12 protein-coding genes are annotated in these 17,863 nt (G+C 39.6%); 1 reads left to right on the forward strand and 11 read right to left on the reverse strand.

The genetic code is table 11. The features are described 5' to 3' along the window. Window positions 1-39: 39 nt before the first annotated feature. The 7 genes from nagZ to ACR65M_RS11790 form a co-directional block, all read right to left on the reverse strand. Entirely contained in the window at window positions 40-1,650 is a 1,611-nt protein-coding gene (gene nagZ, locus ACR65M_RS11760) for a beta-N-acetylhexosaminidase (protein ID WP_341333319.1), read from the reverse strand. A 24-nt stretch (window positions 1,651-1,674) separates the two neighbouring features. After that, complete coding sequence (locus ACR65M_RS11765; protein WP_440273401.1) at window positions 1,675-3,552, reverse strand: beta-N-acetylhexosaminidase; 1,878 nt, start codon at window positions 3,550-3,552, stop codon at window positions 1,675-1,677. A gap of 209 nt (window positions 3,553-3,761) precedes the next feature. Continuing rightward, the gene (locus tag ACR65M_RS11770) at window positions 3,762-4,730 is read right to left on the reverse strand and encodes a carbohydrate ABC transporter permease (RefSeq protein WP_440273402.1); all 969 of its coding nucleotides are present in this window, start codon (window positions 4,728-4,730) and stop codon (window positions 3,762-3,764) included. A gap of 12 nt (window positions 4,731-4,742) precedes the next feature. Continuing rightward, window positions 4,743-5,663 (reverse strand): carbohydrate ABC transporter permease, encoded by a 921-nt coding sequence (locus ACR65M_RS11775; RefSeq protein WP_341333322.1) that lies wholly within the window; start codon window positions 5,661-5,663, stop codon window positions 4,743-4,745. A gap of 68 nt (window positions 5,664-5,731) precedes the next feature. Next, a complete protein-coding gene (locus ACR65M_RS11780; protein WP_440273403.1) occupies window positions 5,732-7,069 on the reverse strand; it encodes an ABC transporter substrate-binding protein in 1,338 nt (445 codons plus the stop codon). A 207-nt stretch (window positions 7,070-7,276) separates the two neighbouring features. Beyond that, window positions 7,277-8,437, reverse strand: a complete 1,161-nt coding sequence (locus ACR65M_RS11785) for an anhydro-N-acetylmuramic acid kinase (protein ID WP_440273404.1) — start codon at window positions 8,435-8,437, stop codon at window positions 7,277-7,279. A gap of 421 nt (window positions 8,438-8,858) precedes the next feature. Next, window positions 8,859-10,634 carry a SpoIID/LytB domain-containing protein gene (locus ACR65M_RS11790; protein WP_341333325.1) on the reverse strand — a complete coding sequence of 592 codons (1,776 nt, stop codon included), beginning with the start codon at window positions 10,632-10,634 and terminating at the stop codon, window positions 8,859-8,861. A 241-nt stretch (window positions 10,635-10,875) separates the two neighbouring features. Here ACR65M_RS11790 and ACR65M_RS11795 point away from each other — a divergent pair, with 241 nt between their 5' ends. Then, window positions 10,876-12,249, forward strand: coding sequence for a dipeptidase (locus ACR65M_RS11795; RefSeq protein WP_440273405.1), 1,374 nt, complete (start codon window positions 10,876-10,878; stop codon window positions 12,247-12,249). A 95-nt stretch (window positions 12,250-12,344) separates the two neighbouring features. Here ACR65M_RS11795 and ACR65M_RS11800 read toward each other — a convergent pair whose 3' ends face one another. The 4 genes from ACR65M_RS11800 to ACR65M_RS11815 all read right to left on the reverse strand — a co-directional run bounded on the left by ACR65M_RS11800 (window position 12,345) and on the right by ACR65M_RS11815 (window position 17,813). After that, a complete protein-coding gene (locus tag ACR65M_RS11800) occupies window positions 12,345-13,295 on the reverse strand; it encodes a carbohydrate kinase family protein (RefSeq protein WP_440273406.1) in 951 nt (316 codons plus the stop codon). A gap of 341 nt (window positions 13,296-13,636) precedes the next feature. Further along, window positions 13,637-15,076, reverse strand: coding sequence for a glycoside hydrolase family 32 protein (locus ACR65M_RS11805; RefSeq protein WP_440273407.1), 1,440 nt, complete (start codon window positions 15,074-15,076; stop codon window positions 13,637-13,639). A 31-nt stretch (window positions 15,077-15,107) separates the two neighbouring features. Continuing rightward, window positions 15,108-16,505 carry a sucrose-specific PTS transporter subunit IIBC gene (locus ACR65M_RS11810; RefSeq protein WP_440273408.1) on the reverse strand — a complete coding sequence of 466 codons (1,398 nt, stop codon included), beginning with the start codon at window positions 16,503-16,505 and terminating at the stop codon, window positions 15,108-15,110. 321 nt (window positions 16,506-16,826) lie between these two features. Beyond that, window positions 16,827-17,813, reverse strand: coding sequence for a LacI family DNA-binding transcriptional regulator (locus ACR65M_RS11815; RefSeq protein ID WP_341333330.1), 987 nt, complete (start codon window positions 17,811-17,813; stop codon window positions 16,827-16,829). Window positions 17,814-17,863: the final 50 nt, after the last annotated feature.

Below are 17,863 nucleotides of genomic sequence, written 5' to 3' on the forward strand. Positions count from 1 at the left end.
GCATTACTTTCTCCCTTTCATAGCGGTATAATAGATTCACTATTTACCTTCCACTAATCTTTTCTTAACAGTAACCGGTAGATTTCCTTTAACTTCCTCCTTTCCGAAAATTGCGCCAGCTGCTACTTTTAAGGCTGGATATGTGAATTCATAGGTATTTATATAGACTGGAACATCTGGTAAATATCCAAAATCGTACGGGCTTCTCATCGCAATTACAATGACAGAGCCCTTCTCCTTTATTAGCTTCTCAACTAAAGCAATTTGATTACTGCTCGGGGTAATTGTGAGCGTCCCTACAATAACCGTGTCATACCCTTTTGCCTTTTCAACAATGGCTGAAACCTCTTTTTCATCTAACGCACTTGAAAACGGGTAGATATCCGCCTCTGGCTGATACTCTTTTATTGCTGCACCTAATGAAAGGTTGGCATATCGCTTATCCTCCACCTGCATGGTTGTGCCATTGTCGGGATGTACTACAAGTATGCGCGAGTTATTTTGGGGAAGCGGTAACATTCCATCATTTTTTACAATCGTCACACTATCCTTATAGGCTTCATAAGCAATTTTTTCATGCTCTTTACTTCCTACTGTTTCAGGTACAATTGGTTCATCCTCTAAAGAAATATCTTGCCAGCTCAAGTACTTTTCTTTAAGCACTTTGATTCTTTGAAGTGCTTGGTCGATTTCTTCTTCAGTTAACTCTCCATTTTCAATTGCTTTTAAAATTTCCTCAATCGCCCCAACCTGTCTTTCAAGGGTGTGGGAAATCATCACATAATCTACCCCAGCTTTAAGGGCAGCAACAGCTCCTTTTTCCGTACCAACTCCATGTAAAATTGCATTCATCTCCATACAATCTGTTGTGACAACACCATTAAATTTTAGTTTTTCACGCAATAAACCCGTGATAACCTTCCTGGAGATCGTTGCTGGTACACCTGGTTCTGTTTCTATCGATGGAAAGTAAACATGTGCAGTCATGATTGTATCTGCACCTTCTGCAATACATTCTCTAAAAGGTTTTAATTCAATCTCTTCAAGTCTTGTCAATCCGTGTGGAATCGTTGGTAAATCTAAATGTGAATCAACATTGGTGTCCCCATGGCCTGGAAAGTGCTTAAGGGTTGTAGCAATACCAGCCTCTTGCATTCCTTGCATGGAAGCCCGGCCAAACTTTGAGACACTTTCAGCGGATTCTCCAAATGAGCGAACTCCGATAACAGGATTATCCGGATTATTGTTAACATCTAAAACAGGAGCGAGATTCCAGTTAATCCCTAAAGCCTTTAGCTCGATTCCTGTAGCGACCCCCACATTGTATGCGTGATTAGGATTACCTGTAGCACCAAGGGTCATAGCTCCTGGAAAAATAGTAGCTCCCTCTCCTAAACGACGAACCACTCCATTTTCCTGATCCACACATATCAATAGTGGATGCGTATACCCAGCCTTTTTTGCCTCTCGTTGGAGGTCTGTAGTAAGAGCTAGTACCTCCTTAGGGGCTCCAATATTTCTGCCAAATAAAATAATCGCTCCAATATGATAGGTATGAATTAAATCTCGTATCTCCTGTGGGACCTTAGTTCCGTTAAAGCCAATTACAAGTAATTGTCCTACTTTTTTTGCTAATTTTTCACGATTCATCGTTACACCTTCCTTTATTTTTTGTTACGTTAGATTACCTGCTGTTACAATCCTTCGGTAAATATTCCGTCCAATTGTTCCCTCCGGCATTTTATACGGTCCTTCAAAGTAAAGACGTTCTTCCTCTAGTTCTTCAATATGACTGATGTTGCCCTTCAACCACTCTTCAATTCTGAACTGTGCCGTTTCTAAACGAGAAAGCAATCCACCATATCTGATTTCAATGACTTCCCAGCCAAAAGGTTTATTCATCGAAAACCAGAGTTTTCTATGTTTTAAGCGTAGTATTTTGGAGCTCTCTATTAAACTAGCTAATTGTACTTTGATCGATTCCATCTCATTTTTATCACCTGCATCATATGCTTCTTTAAGCTGGATTCCGATTTCCGCTTTCACACTTAGGACTCGCGCCAACTGCTCATAAAATTCAAACATATACTGCCATTCAGGATTCTTTCTACTTGCATCTTTTAGCTTCGGAATCAAGTTTTTGTAATGCTGATTCATCGGCAGGCCTTTGATATTCTGATCGTATAGTCCAATTAACACATCCTGCCAAAGTAAAAACTTCGATGGGTTTGATTCATGTAGATTGTTTTCAGATACTCCAGGTGTTTCATCAAAAAGATTTAAAACCATGAAATCGCTGTATGTTCCACCTGTGCAGAAGTGAAATCGTTCCGCAACCTCCTGTCTAGTTACGATTTTATGATAGGCATGCTCTGCAAAAAGCTGCAGTATCGGCAGGGAAGTTGTTAGTGGAGTTTCAGCACCATTGTCCCCCCACATCGTTGCAAATACTTCTTTTACGCCTTCTTTCTTACATGCATTTAATGCTGCCTCTGTTGTAACAATTGCCTTTCCGTAGTTAGGGGATATCCCATTCCAAGTCCATACTCCACCTGCAAAAATGGGATTAGAACCAAGTTCTTTATGCTTTTGAATAAAAGTACGATAAAACTCCTCATCTGAATGATAATAATCCCAATATACGAGCTGAGCATTTGGAATAGATGAAATAACTTCTTGAGGGATTTCCGCCTCTAAGTCATAATAACCGCCGTATTTTGAACCCAATCGGAAGTACATATCACTCCAAATCATTGACTTTAGTCCGAGCCCCTCCGTGATATCAACTACTTTTTCAAGGTGTTTATTCATAATCACAAAGCGCTCTTCATAGCCGTTATTATCTAAAAATCGGCCCAATCCTAGCTGATGTGCTTCGTCCATTCCGATATGAATCCTTTTTGATTTGAATGGTTTTGTTGCAGCCGTAATAACTTTTTCCAGAAATTGATAGGTCTCTGGTTCACCTACTAATAAGATATCGGCTGTATCTCTTATATTAGTGGCAAAATTCCATTTGAGAGCTTCCGTTAAATGTGCAAGTGTTTGGATACAAGGGATCATTTCAATTCCTAAAGCCTGGGCGTACTCATCACAGACTCTAAGTTCTTCCTCTGTATAACGCCCCCTCATGTAGCCGAAATACGGTAATTCCTTTACCTCATATGTATCTTCCGTATAGATCATAAGAGTATTTAATCCCATGACTGCCATTTTCCTTAATAAGCTCTTAATCTCACTAACTGTCAAAACACCATTTCTAGATGCGTCTAACATTGCCCCTGTCATTTCAAATTGTGGTTCTTCTGTTATTTCAAACACTCCACGTTTTTTGAAATATTCAAGCCATATACCTAATCCTCTAAAGAAATGAATCTTTTCCTCGAAATGAATTTCTGCCTTATTCGCTTCACTTTTAACAAAGATTGGTCCTTTTCTTTGAATGACTTGAACTTGGAAGCCTTCATCCTCTTCTTGAAATGATAATTCAGAGGAAAGTAAATGTATGCCGTCTTTGATATTTTCGATTTCACCCGTAAATCTAATTTTCATTTTGAAAATATCCTCCTTGTTCAGCCTTTGGTAACGTTTCCAAGTTAATGTTTTCCAAATTGCTATTCTATTAATAAAGATACCATAAAAGAAGTGGTTTTAAAATAAAATTTTAAATAATATTATAATTTTTTGTATATATATTTCATTTATGACAAAAAGGCCCCTGTTCTTATCAGAGAATAGGAGCAAAGTTAAACTATTTCTATTTATTCTTTTACCCCACCAAGGGTTAATCCTTTTACAAAGTGGCGTTGAAACATCATAAATACAATAATCATAGGGATCGATGCAATAGCTGCCCCACTCATTAGAAGCTTGAAACTTGCAAGGTTTGCATCCTGTAATGTTTTTAACCCTACAGGTAATGTATATAGATTTGCATCGTTTAACACGATAATTGGCCACAGGAATGAATTCCAGACGTTCATAAAGGTAAAGATTCCTAGAGCTGCAAGACCTGGTTTTGCCAATGGCAGAATGATTTTCCAATACGTTTTCCATTCGCTTGCACCATCGATTTTCGCTGCATCTATTAGTTCATCCGGGATCGAGTGCATAAATTGCCTCATTAAAAATACCCCAAATACCATTGCTAAGTCTGGAAAAATAAGAGCCCAGTGGGTATCCATAATTCCAAAGTTTCGTACCATGATAAACAACGGCACTAACGTTACTTGACCTGGAATCATCATCGTAGCAATAATCGACCAGAAAATGAGATTCCTTCCCGGGAACCGCTTTTTCGCGAGGACGTACCCGGCCATTGAGTCAAAGAGGAGTATCCCAATTGTCACCACTACAGCTATATAAAAACTATTAAAAAACCAGATACCTACATTATTTTTATTAAACAAGGTCGTAAATCCTGAGAACGTATCTTCAATGATGTAGTCCATAACATCACGATGATAGGCTGCTGCTTCAGCGTCACCAGCACTTTCCGCGTCCCTAGCCTTCCCCCAATGCTCAAAGTACTCTGTAATCCCAACTGGGTACATTTTCGGAGGATTTGAATCTACATAAGATACTTGACGTTCTAGTTCTTCATCTTGGTAGCTGCTTAGTTGCAAGGAGGTACTAAATACCCAATACAACGGTAAAAGGGAAACAATGGCAAAAACCGATAGTAATACATAAATAATAAGCTTGTTTACTTTTTGAATACCTGATGTCATTATGCTTCCCTCCTAGTCATCGTACCGAAGTAAACGGAATTGAATAATTGAAAATAAAAGAATGATAAAGAATAAAACAACGGATTGTGCTGCTGCAAAGCCAAACTCGAAGTCTCTAAAGCCTGTCTTATAGATTAAGTGAACAAGAGTTTCTGTAGCCGTGCCTGGTCCACCGCCCGTCATCATGATAATTTGTGTAAATACCTGAAACGAACCGATTGTACTAAGTAATACTAAATATAAGGTAGACGGTTTTAATAATGGCAATGTAATGCGGTACCACTTTTGAAAACTATTTGCTCCATCAATAGTTGCCGCTTCATATAATGTATTTGAAATCGAACCCATTGAAGCAAGATAGAGAATGATTCCGACTCCAAATGGAATTAAACATTGCATGATGATTAAGGCCCAAAGTGCGGATGAAGATTGTCCCAACCAGTTAAGAGGTTCTATTCCAAACCACCCTAGCACATAGTTAAACAATCCAAAGTCGTAGTTGTACATCCAGCGCCAGACCATCGCAACAATTACCATTGATGTAACTGTTGGTAAATAAAAGGCTCCTCGGAAGAAGCTTTGAGATAGTTTGCCAAGAGGATGGATGAGAGAAGCAATGATAAGTGCACTTATTACGTTAAAAGGTACCGTTACAACAGTAAATAAGAATGTATTTCCTAACGCGTCGTAAAAGGCATCACTTTTAAACACCTTGATATAGTTGTCTAAACCTGCCCATTCACTCCCAAAAATTTTGTATTCCTGGAAGGAGATGATAAACGCCCACACAACCGGGATCGCAATAAATGCTATAAACAGGATAAGTTTTGGAAGTAAAAATAAATATGCGGAATAGTTCTTTTTCATTTGTAGCCAGATAGTTGGTTTTTTTGTCTGTACTACTGCATTTGCAGTTTGATGAACGGGTTTCAACGCAATTCCCCCAATCTTTCATTTGGCAGCAGGTAGCCCATTTAAGGCTACCCACCTTATGCCTATTACTACTCACCTAACAATTCATTGACCTTCTTCTCAGCAGCCTTCATTGCTTCCTCTGCTGTCTTTTCACCATTGAATACTAACTGAAGCTCTGTTTGAATGGCTTCATCAATTTTCTTCCATTCAGGGTGACGTGGAAGCATAACAACTTGTGAAGACATTTCTTGTGCACGCTTCATTTCTGGATTGTCCTTATAAGGGTCCATGTCTGCAGCGCTCTTACGTGCAGGGAAAATACCATACTCAGTTGCCATCGTAAATTGCTCATCAGTTGTTGAGATGAACTTAATAAATTCGCCAACCATTTCTTTTTTCCCTTCATCCTCTTGGTGGAACATTGTCCAACCACCTACACCACCGATTGTTACAGGCTCACCTGATTTACCTGTTGGGTAGTTTGCAACTGCAAAGTTTGTAGGATATTTTGTTTGTGCTGAGCTAATCGCCCATGTAGCCCATGGCTGCATGGCAACTGTACGTTGCTCTTCGTTTGCCCATGCTTGGAATGTACCACCAACATCCTGACCACCTAATGTTTCAGGCGCTACATTATGCTTTAATTTCAAATCAGCAAGTTGTTGAATCGCTTCTACCGCTTCTGGCTCGGTGAACGTAAATTTTGACATATCTTCATTTAATGGGCTTCCACCATTGATATAGAAGAACGGCCATGCTTCATAGTAACCAGGAAGGATATATGTTGAGAATCCGAATACATCTGTTTTACCATCGTTATCACGATCAAATGTTAGCTTTTCAGCTGCTGCAAAGAATTCATCCCATGTCCATTCACCATTTGCTGGTGGCTCAACTCCACGCTCTTCGAAAAGATCTAGGTTTAAAAGCATCGCATGTACAGTTAGAGAGTTTGGAACTCCATATAATTTCCCATCAAATGTGTAAGCATCTAATGCATTTTCATAAAAGTCCTTTAGTTCATCCTCTGTAAATAAGTCATCAACTGATTCAATTACACCTTGTTCAATATGGTCAATACTTACCGCACTACCACTAATATCAACTGGCGCAACATCAGGCCAAGATTGCCCTGCGATTGAAACGCCTAATTTATCAGGAAGCTCTGCCCATGGAACTTGAACTAGATCAACCTTAACCCCTTCATGCGCTGCTTCGAATTCTTTAATTTTACTTTCCATCCAGTGGAATTTATTGTCTTTATCATCTGGCCAACGTGGTCCATCCCATACTGTGATTGTACCCGTCCATTCCTTTTCACTATCTTCGCCGCCATCTTTTGTTGTGTTCTCTTTCTTGCTACATGCCGCTAACAATCCAACTACTAAAATACTTATAAGAAAAAGACTAAGCCATTTTTTCATTCTACTTTTCCCCCTTACGTATCTTTCATCATTGTTTTTTCAGTACCAACGGAACACTATATTCGTAGCTCTTGCCCTCGCCTCCCTTCAGTAACTCAATGGTATAATGTGCGAAAACCGCTCGCTTTCACTGCGGGTTCTCACCTGACCTACTTTTCCCGCATGAATCTCGCTATTTTCGCTCATTTATACATGTAAAAGTTTTATTTATAGAGCAATTTTCCCCATAATAACCGGGGCGCTTGCTCCTGTTGCCGATGGAAGATTATTGGGTCGTTTGTTGATGCATTGGTAGCCTAGTAATGCAAAGACAATGGCTTCCTTAGCATCAGCTTGTATGCCCAGCTCATCTGTACTTCCTAATTTGATTGACGGAGGCAGATTAGCTTGCAATCTCTTTCGTAGTGTTTGATTGTACCAACCACCACCGCTAATAAAAATCTCTTGGATTTTATAAGAATCTATAAATCTCTTACATTCTTCAGCGATTGTTCGTGCTGTTAGTTCTGTAATGGTTGCTACCTTATCGTCAGGTCCTAAATCTGCTTTTGCATTCCAAAGTTCTCTTGCATAATCAAATCCAAACAGCTCTCGACCTGTACTTTTTGGTGCCGGCAAGCGGTAGTATTCATGATCTAAAAGCTCCTCAAGCCATTGTTCGTCTACCTTACCAGCTGCAGCTATTTCCCCATTTTTATCATAGGTTTGTTTTCCGTTCGTTGCCCACATTGTAAAGGCATCAATCAGCATGTTTCCTGGGCCTGTATCAAACGCAAGCACCTTTTCATGACTTTTAGCTGGGGGTAAAACGGTGATATTTGCGATTCCGCCAATATTTGCTAGGATTCTACCACTTGTATCCGCTCTAAATAATAGATCATCAGCATATGGAACGAGTGGTGCACCTTGGCCGCCAACCGCCATATCACGAGTCCGGAAATCCCCAACCGTTATAACACCTGTTCTTTCTGCAATCACTGCAATATCCCCAATTTGCAAGGTTGAAGTAATCGTATAGTCTTCTACCCTTTTACCTTCAGGTTGATGAAAAATAGTCTGACCATGTGAGCTAATCAGGTCTACATCTTTCATTTCAAGACCCGCTTCAGTAACAACTTTTTTTGCTGCTTCCGCAAACAACTCACCTAGAAGCATATTTGTTAAAGATATCTCCTCAAGCCGAGCTTTACTCGGGTCACATAATGCCAAGATTCTTGCACGCATGGTTTCTGAATACGATAGTGTTGAAAATTGAATCAGATTGACTTGAATTTTTTGATGGTCATCTTCGGAAATATTGACTAGTGCTGCGTCTATTCCATCTAGAGATGTACCAGACATCAAGCCCACAACTTGCTTTTGGCTCACTTCAAACTCTCCCATCATTTGTTCGTTCGCTTTTCTGAACAGTAGCTCTTAAAATCTATTTTTATATAAATCTCCACTAGTAAAACGCTTACATATTAGCCTTCTATCTTAATTTCGTGACTCCTTTGATAAATTATTTCCTTTTAGGGGATAAAATGTAAATTAATTATAACAAAACTTTATTTCCTTTGAAATAAATATTCAAAATAAACCAAAAAATGATGTACTTATATTTTAACCTGTTAAACTCATCTAATCTCCTAATATTCATTGCTTAGCAGTTCTTAAGAACAGCGTCATTTTATTTTATTATTATGTATGCACAAGAAAAATATTATTTTATTTACTTCAAAATAGTTTATAAGTCCATATACCACAAAAACCGCTGCTCTTTCTCGAACAGCAGTTTCCGTGGTATTTCTTATTTCACCTTACTCAAAACAGATTTACTCTGTAAAGACATGTTTGGATAATAAGAAGTTAGGATTCTATCAAACTCATATCCTAAAGTAGTTCCTAGATAGTATGCGCCATATTGACTCATACCAACACCATGCCCGTTTCCGCCTCCATAAAAAGTTGCACCCTTTTCTTCATCGATTTCAAAACCAAAGAAAGCTGAAGGTAAAATCGTATAATTATCTAGTGTACCTGTGTATTCAGAGCTTCCTGCAGTGGCACGATGCAACACAACAGTATCGCCTTGTGTAAACGCATTTGATGGTCTGATTGTGAAACGGATATTGTACTCTTTAATAATTTTGTACGTTCCTGTTGTACCTTCAATGACAAGCTCCATAATGTTTCCACCATCACCACGTTTTACAACGTACATATTGATAAACTCCCCAATTCCTTCAGCAGGAATCGGTTGGCTTACAAACTCTCCTGCTTCGTTTTGAGTTAACACAAACTTAGGGTCTGCGGCTTGTCTACTCACTATGTTAGCATTGATTGTATTCTCTAATTCTTCCTTGGATAGACTTACCTTCCATCTAAACCATGGAGAATTTCCATCATATCCTGTATGAGATAATGTTTTATAGAATGCAAGAACCTCTTCTTCACTTTGTGTGTCAATTTCTAGCATTTTACTAGGATCATTTGGATCAAATGTATGACTTTGCGCGATTAAGTAAGGTAGAACCTTACTTGGGAATGTACCGTCTTCTTCAGCCCAAACCTGGTGTTTAGACGCCCCGTAGCCCCCTGAGGTTGAATAGTATCGTGCATCTACTAAACTGCCATCTTCACCTAACATAATGATTCCCTCTGTTTCATTTACAGCCTGTGTTGTAGCAGCATTTTCAGGAGTATTGTTATAAACCTGACTCATGACACTATCTAATACAAAAAATCCATCCTTTGCAAAACGATCGCTTAAGTAGTCGCCTAACGCATAGGTTCTAGCGGCAACTGCTTGTGCCTTTAGTGCATTTACTCCAAAGTAGGCTGGCATTTCACTCGGAACAACTTGATATAAATATTGCTCAAAATCAACTTCATTGATTAAATTCAATTGATCTCCTGCTTGTGATGTTGTTATTTCAAAGAACCCACGGTAAGATGGATCTCCACTTGCCCGTGTAATATTTTCCACCTTTATTTTACTTCCCTCTTCAGTAAAAGCATAAAGTCGATTCGGTGTTGTGTATAAAACCTCTCCAGTAGCATTCGTTAATGTGATTTCACTTTCAGAAGGTGTAAAAGTTACTTTTTCATTAGCTGGAATTTCAAATGTCTGTTCCGCCACTTTATCCACAATTTCTAGTCCACTTTGAGAACTCAACACAATTGTATCGTGGTCGACAGATGCGAAGTTTGTGGTCATGATCCCGACCCTCATTGTTTCAATTGGAGTAGGTCCATCGATAAAAATTTTCGTAATTTCATTTTTGTGATTGACTCGTACGGTTACATTTTCCGCACCAACTCTTACATCAGCAAGAGATTTTTGGTACACTCTATTTTTTCCTCTTAGGGTAACGTCATAATTCTTCGCAAGCGTTTTAGTGCCCTGAAGCTCCAATTCTAAAGTTCCATTATCTTTATCCTTCGCCATAATTTTTTCTGTGTATTCTTTCCACGATCTGTTTTCTTCAGCTGCCGAAGCTTGTCCAACCTGTGAAAAAAGGCTTGCTACAAGAACGATTATGACCATAACTCCCAAGAACTTTCGTGCCGTTTTAATCAGCATATACCATCACACTCCCCCATTGTTTTAAACCTGCCCCTTTATGCATTTAAAGTTTTGTTATAACCTCTATTTCTTTACATTTATGAAATTCACCTTCGTACTTTTGCACCATTTTATGAAACAAAATTTTAGTGCTTTTGTTTTAGTTATTAAGATTCTAAATTATTTCCCTATTCATTTAATTGATGTAAAATAATGTAATAGAGTTGTTTATTGCACATCAAAAAAGGAGGAGACAACTTTGAACAAAAACATCCAAACCTATCTAAAAGAAAACAGAGATTCTCATTTAGAGGAACTTTCCAAATTCCTTTCAATCCCTAGTATCAGTGCATTACCTGATCACAAAGAAGATGTAAACGCAACTGCAGAATGGGTTGCTCAAAGCCTACGAAATATTGGTATAGACAATGTCAGCATTCATCCTACTGAAGGACATCCAGTCGTATATGGGGACTGGCTTCACGCAGAAGGAAAGCCAACTGTTTTAATTTATGGACACTATGATGTTCAACCAGTGGACCCACTTCATTTATGGGACAGCCCTCCGTTCGAGCCAGAAATTCGCGACGATAAAATCTTTGCACGTGGAGCTAGTGATGACAAAGGCCAAACGTTTATGCATTTTAAGGCTTTGGAAACGATTTTAAAAACGGAAGGAAAACTGCCACTAAACTTCAAGTTTCTTATTGAAGGTGAAGAGGAAATCGGTAGTCCGAGTCTTCCAGCATTTGTTGAGGAAAACAAAGAACTTCTTGCAGCAGATGTTATCGTAGTTTCTGATACTAGTATGAATGAACGCGGAAAACCGACCATTAGCTATGGAGTACGAGGACTTGCAGGCCTTCAAATTGATATAAAAGGTGCAAAAAGTGACCTACATTCTGGCCTCTATGGTGGTGGCGTACATAATCCGATTAATGCACTTGTGCAATTACTAGATTCTTTCCATAATGAAGACGGAAAAGTGACTGTTGAAGGGTTCTATGATGATGTTCTTCCAATAACTGAGGAGGAAAGACAAGCATTTAAAGATTTAAATTTCGATGAGGAGAAGCAACGTCAAGAGCTTGGTGTCCCTGCTCTTTTTGGAGAGAAGGGCTATAGTTATCTTGAGCGCACTTGGGTCCGACCAACTCTCGATATTAACGGAATCTACGGAGGGTTCCAAGGTGAGGGTATTAAAACAGTAATTCCTTCTGAGGCACATGCAAAAATCACATGTCGACTTGTTCCGAATCAAGATCCTGATGTAATCGTCGAACAACTTAAACAACATATTGAGAAAAATAAACCGGTTGGAATTGAAGTGAGCTTGCAGCTTTTTGACAAAGGTGCACCATATGTAACTCCATTTGACCACCCTGCCATTCAAGCAGCAAGTCGTGCTTATGAGCAAGTATATAAGGTGCCTACCTCATTTACACGCGGTGGCGGTACATTGCCAATTATCTCAACCCTAGATCAAGTCCTACATGCGCCAATTGTGTTAATGGGATTCGGACTTCCAACTGAAAATTTCCATGCACCAAACGAGCATTTCCACCTCGAGAATTTTGACAAAGGGTTGGAAACGCTATGCACATATTGGTTTGAATTAGAAAAGTCATTGTAAGAGAAAAGGTGGATTCCCTCGTTGGGATCCACCTTTTTTTGGTTTGAACACACTACTATATCACAATTAAATGGCGGACTCTCAATTGATCCACCTCATTTTTTAGCTAAAAATGCCTGAACTTGCTCAAGTGTCGGCAATGCAGACATGGCTCCTTTTTGTGATACTGCAAGTGCACCGGATACACTAGCAAACGTAGCAATCTCCTTGATTTCGTCAAGCGAATATTCTACTATCTCTTTATCTCTACGGCTGAACTGGTACAACAATCCAGACACAAACGCATCTCCTGCACCTGTTGTATCCACGCTTTTTACCTTTCTCGCTTCCACAAAAATGGACTCTCCCTTAAAGAAAGCATGCACTCCATCCTTACCAAGCGTGATGAATGATAGTGGAATATTGTATTGTGCTAGTTTTGTAACACCACGTTCAATATCTTTCTCACCTGTAATAAACTCTAACTCAACCTCTGATAATTTCACGACATCTGCCTCACGAAGCATAGAAGTGATTTTCTGTTTCGCTATGTCTAAATCCTTCCATAGCATTGGCCTTAGGTTTGGATCATAGGAAACGACTAAACCTTTTTCCTTCGCCAGCTGGAGCGCCCTCTTCGTCGCCGACTCCGCCGGGTCATCAATGAGAGAGATTGAACCAAAGTGGAACACATTATGCTCATCAAAAAGAGACACTGGAATCTCTTCAGGAGTTAAATAGCGGTCCGCGGTTTTTTCGATATAAAACGAAAACTCTCGCTCACCATCTTCTCCCAATGTAACAAACGTAATAGCTGTACGAACTTCATTTGAAAGGTACATCGTTTCCGTTTGAACATTATAATTCTCCAAAGTCACTTTTAAAAAATTGCCAAGAACATCATCCCCAACTTTCCCGATGAATGACGACTTTGCACCAAGTCTTGCTGCACCTACCGCAACATTCGCCGGTGCACCTCCAGGACTCTTGAGAAACTGCATATTGTCTTGGTCAAATGGAATGAAATCGATTAATGCTTCACCTAAACAAATAACACCCTGTTTCATCGCATCACTTTCTTTCGTTTAAACTTATTTTTAGGGGCTAAAAGTACATGCTTAGGATTTTAGGTGTCGAGCATGTACCGCGAAACACTTCTTGCGGGACACGCTTGAGCCTTTTGACGTTGAGCATGTACGCGAGGCCCTTCTTGTGGGACACGCTTGAGCCTTTAGGCGTTGAGCATGTACCGCGAGGCCCTTCTTGCGGGACACGCTTGTGCCTTTTGACGTTGAGCATGTACGCGAGGCCCTTCTTGCAGGTCACGCTCGAGCCTTTAGGCGTTGAGCATGTACCGCGAAACCATTCTAAAGAACAAGCTCAAGTCTTTTAACTCCGAGCGTGTACCTTAGCCCAAATCCCATTTCTTCAAATCAAACTGTACCCTTCCAAAGGCTGAGAATGTTATGGTTTGATCCGCAACATCTGGATAATACCTTGCTGTAAACACTTCTTCTCCATCATTCACGAAAATCTCAATCGAAGAAGTATCTATAAACACGTGTAGTTTTTTCACCGCATCAATCTTACAATGGCGTGATTCTATGCTTCCATCCTTAAAGTTTTTGCGCTGGAGCCTCATTTTTCCTAGTTTCGAAGAATATTCGAACCTTGCTCCACCTCTAAAATTGATTTCAAAGGAGTCCCCTTCGTAAATTATTTCATCAAAAAGGAGTTCAAGCGCCTCTCCTTTTATCCCTTCAAGAGTAACATTAGATGTTATGATTTGAACCTCATTATAGGACACTTCATTTTTACGTAACAGCTGCAACTCTTCCACTGGCTGCTGCACAATTTTTTCCCCTTTACGTGTAAGAACACGTGGCAGGGTCATCGCATGGATCCAACCTTTTTCAATAGTCGGTTGATATTTTTCATTATCATCCGTAATTCCCATCCATGCAAAAAGGAGTCTTCTTCCTTTTTCATCAACGGTTGTTTGCGGAGCATAGAAGTCAAACCCGCGATCTAATTCAGTAAAAGAGCCATGCTGATAAGAAGCTTTTTGATAATCTAACTCGCCAACAAAATAACCTGCTTGGAATAAATTATGATATACGTCTCCCTCTGGCTCAAGCCCTTGAGGTGAAACAAGCAGAACATCCTTCCCGTCTAACTCGAACAAATCCGGGCATTCCCACATGTAACCGAATGGCCCAAGTTGATTCATCGCCGAGCCCGTTAGTGGACCGAGCAAATTCCAATTCATAAGGTCTGTAGAGGAATAAAGAACAACCTTCCCCTGCTTGTCTTCGTCTTGTGCTCCTAGCACCATATACCACGTATCTTCTTTTTTCCAAACCTTTGGGTCACGAAAATGAGCGGTATAGCCTTCTGGAAGATAAATGACGGGTCCCTTTTTCTCAAACGTAATTCCATCCTGTGAAACTGCCATACATTGATACGTCTCACGGTCCCCATTTTCATCCTTCACATTTCCCGTATAAAATAACACCATTTTCCCATCATTCTCAATGGCACTTCCTGAATAACAGCCATTTTTCTCATACCATTCGCTTGGAGCTAGAGCAATTGGTTGGTGCTCCCAGTTTATGAAATCCTTTGAGGTATAATGTCCCCAAAACTTCGCACCGTGTGCCGTTTCAAATGGGTTCCACTGATAAAACAAGTGGTATACCCCCTTAAATTGAATGAAGCCATTTGGATCATTTAACAAACCAACTGGGGGCATTAGGTGAAATCGCAAACGATACGGATCACTTTCTACCATTTCCCTATTTCGCTCAACTTCTTGATTTGCCTTTTCTATTAATTCATGTTGATTCATGATGAACTCCTTACGTAAAGAAGGCAAGTCATTACTTGCCTTCTAGCATTTTATCTGAATAACCGAACATCCAAGTTAGTATGAATGCTACCGCTACTGCGATTACGTTCACGAGAATATAGAGCAAAATTTGTCCATTTAGATAAAGCAGTATTCCAGGAATTACGGTGATTGCCATCCCTGTTGCTTTTAGTCCAAAGATTGAGGCAAAGAAACCACCAACACCACCACCGATAATACCCATAATAAACGGTTTTCCATAACGAAGGTTAACCCCGAAAATAGCTGGTTCTGTTATTCCTAAAAATGCCGATAATGATGATGGTAGTGCTAAAGCTTTTAATTTTTTTGATTTTGTTTTTAATCCTACAGCTAAAGCCGCTCCACCTTGTGCTGCAGTTGCACAAGTAACAATCGCGTTATATGGATTATTGCCGAAGTTTTCAAGTAGTTGTATTTCTAATAAGTTAAAGACGTGATGGACACCTGTAATAACGATGATTTGGTTTAAGGCTCCAATGACAATACCCGCTAATCCAAATGGCCACTCAAGTACCGCTACTGTTGCGTCTAAAATCAGGTTTTCAACTGTGTGGAATACCGGTCCAATTGCAAAGAGTGCTAAAGCAATCATGATTAGTAATGTTAAAAACGGCGTTACAATTAGATCCAATGCTTCTGGTACACGTTTCCGAATCCACTTTTCAAGCTTTGCACCAACAATACCTGTGATAAATGCTGGGATCACGGAACCTTGATAACCAACCACTGGGATAAATCCAAAGAATTTCAGTGGTTCAACATCACCGCCTGCCACTCCCCATGCATTTGGCAATGATGGACTAACTAACATTAATCCTAGTATGAGTCCGATAGTTGGGTTTCCTCCAAACACGCGGAAAGTTGACCATGCTACTAGGGCCGGTAAGAAAATAAAGGCTGTATCCGTTAAAATTTGTGTGAATAAAATGAAGTTTTCAGGGATACTAGCAGGAGTTAAGCCAAACCATGCAAGGATTTGTTCCTGCATCACTAAGCCTCGTACACCCATGAAAAGACCTGTTGCAACTAAAGCTGGAATGATTGGAACGAACACGTCACCGAATGCTCTGATAGCACGTTGAAAGGCATTTCCACTTTTCGCTGCCTCTTTTGATTGGTCGGCCTTCGTTGATGTTTCAATTCCAAGTTTCTCGACTTCTTCATAAATACGATTTACTGTTCCTGTACCAAGGATGACTTGGAATTGACCGGAGTTAAAGAATGCCCCCTTAACCTTATCTACATTCTCAATCTTTTCTTGGTTGATTTTTTCTTTATCTTGTACCATAATTCGTAATCTTGTCGCACAGTGTGCGGCAGAAAGGATGTTTTCTTTACCACCAACCGCTGCAATAATTTCTTCAGCAATTCGACGATTTTCTGACATTACTATCACCTCTATTAAATAGTGTTTGTGTGTAATCGATTACACATTCGTTAAAAATCAAATACGCCTTGAGGTATTTGCGCCCAGATTTTTTAGGCCCACACGATGAGGGTCACAAAGACGTTGCCACAGGAAGTGGCGTACTTAGTCTTTGATCTTAAGCTCGAAAAGTTTCCATTGAAAATCTGTGGCATCCGCCGGAGGCTTTAACATAATTCAGCAGTGTTTCTGCTGAATTATGTTAATAGGTAATCGATTACATATCACTCAAAAAAATGAATGTCCTGTGTGTAATCGATTACACATTCATTACAAAACCGATTATATACTATCTCTAATTATTAGTCTATAGTCGATTTGTTTTTTTTCTAAGGAAATCCCTTCCTGCAACATCTGTAATAATGTCTTGGCTGCTTCCGCTCCTGTATGCTCACTTAATAGATCAACTGTAGTTAATTTAGGGGTGATATATTTTGATAAATCAGACGCACCCATACCTGTTAGAGCAATATCCTTTGGAACATGTAAACCTTGTTCTTTCAGGTATTCCATGGTGCCTATTGCTAAACGATCTGTAACCGCGACAATTGCAGTTGGTTTTTCAGAAGAAGATTCAATGATCTCTTTTGCCATCATATAGCCTGACTCAATCGTGAACTCCCCTTTTTGGATCCACTGATCTATAACCGGTAATTGGCTTTCCTTCAGCGCCGCTAAGTATCCCGCTTTACGCTTGAATCCTACCTCATAATCTGACTCGTCTACACCGATAAAAGCAATTTTAGTATGGCCTTTATTGATTAGGAGATTGGTGATGTCTTTTGCAGCCCCGTAGTTATTGTTAATAACAGAAGGTATCCCCTCAAATTCCTGTCCAGTCGCCACAAAAGGGATGCGAAGTTTTTCGATTTCCTTAAGTAGTGTCTCACTTCGGTTTGTGGCAAGAAGAATGATACCATCAACCTGTTTGCTTTTTAAAAGTTTTACATACTCGATTTCTTTTTTCGGATCAAGATTTGTATTGGTTAATAGTATTTGATAGCCGTGTTTGGCTAGTTCTTCACTGATTCCACTTACAATTCTACTAGCTGTCTCAGTACTTAATTTTGGTAAAATGACACCAATGACATTGGATTGCTTTGTCCGTAATGCCTTCGCATGCTCACTTGGTATATAACCAGTTTCATCAATGATTTTTAAAATACGTTTGCGAACGTCATCACTCACATATCCTGAATTGTTCAGCACACGCGAAACAGTTGCACTAGAGACATTAGCCAGCTTCGCAATTTCTTTCATCGTAATCATGTCACTTTCCTCCATTACATTCATCCTCTTTATTTTACACAAAAGTTCCA

It is taken from the genome of Ferdinandcohnia sp. SAFN-114, assembly GCF_059415045.1.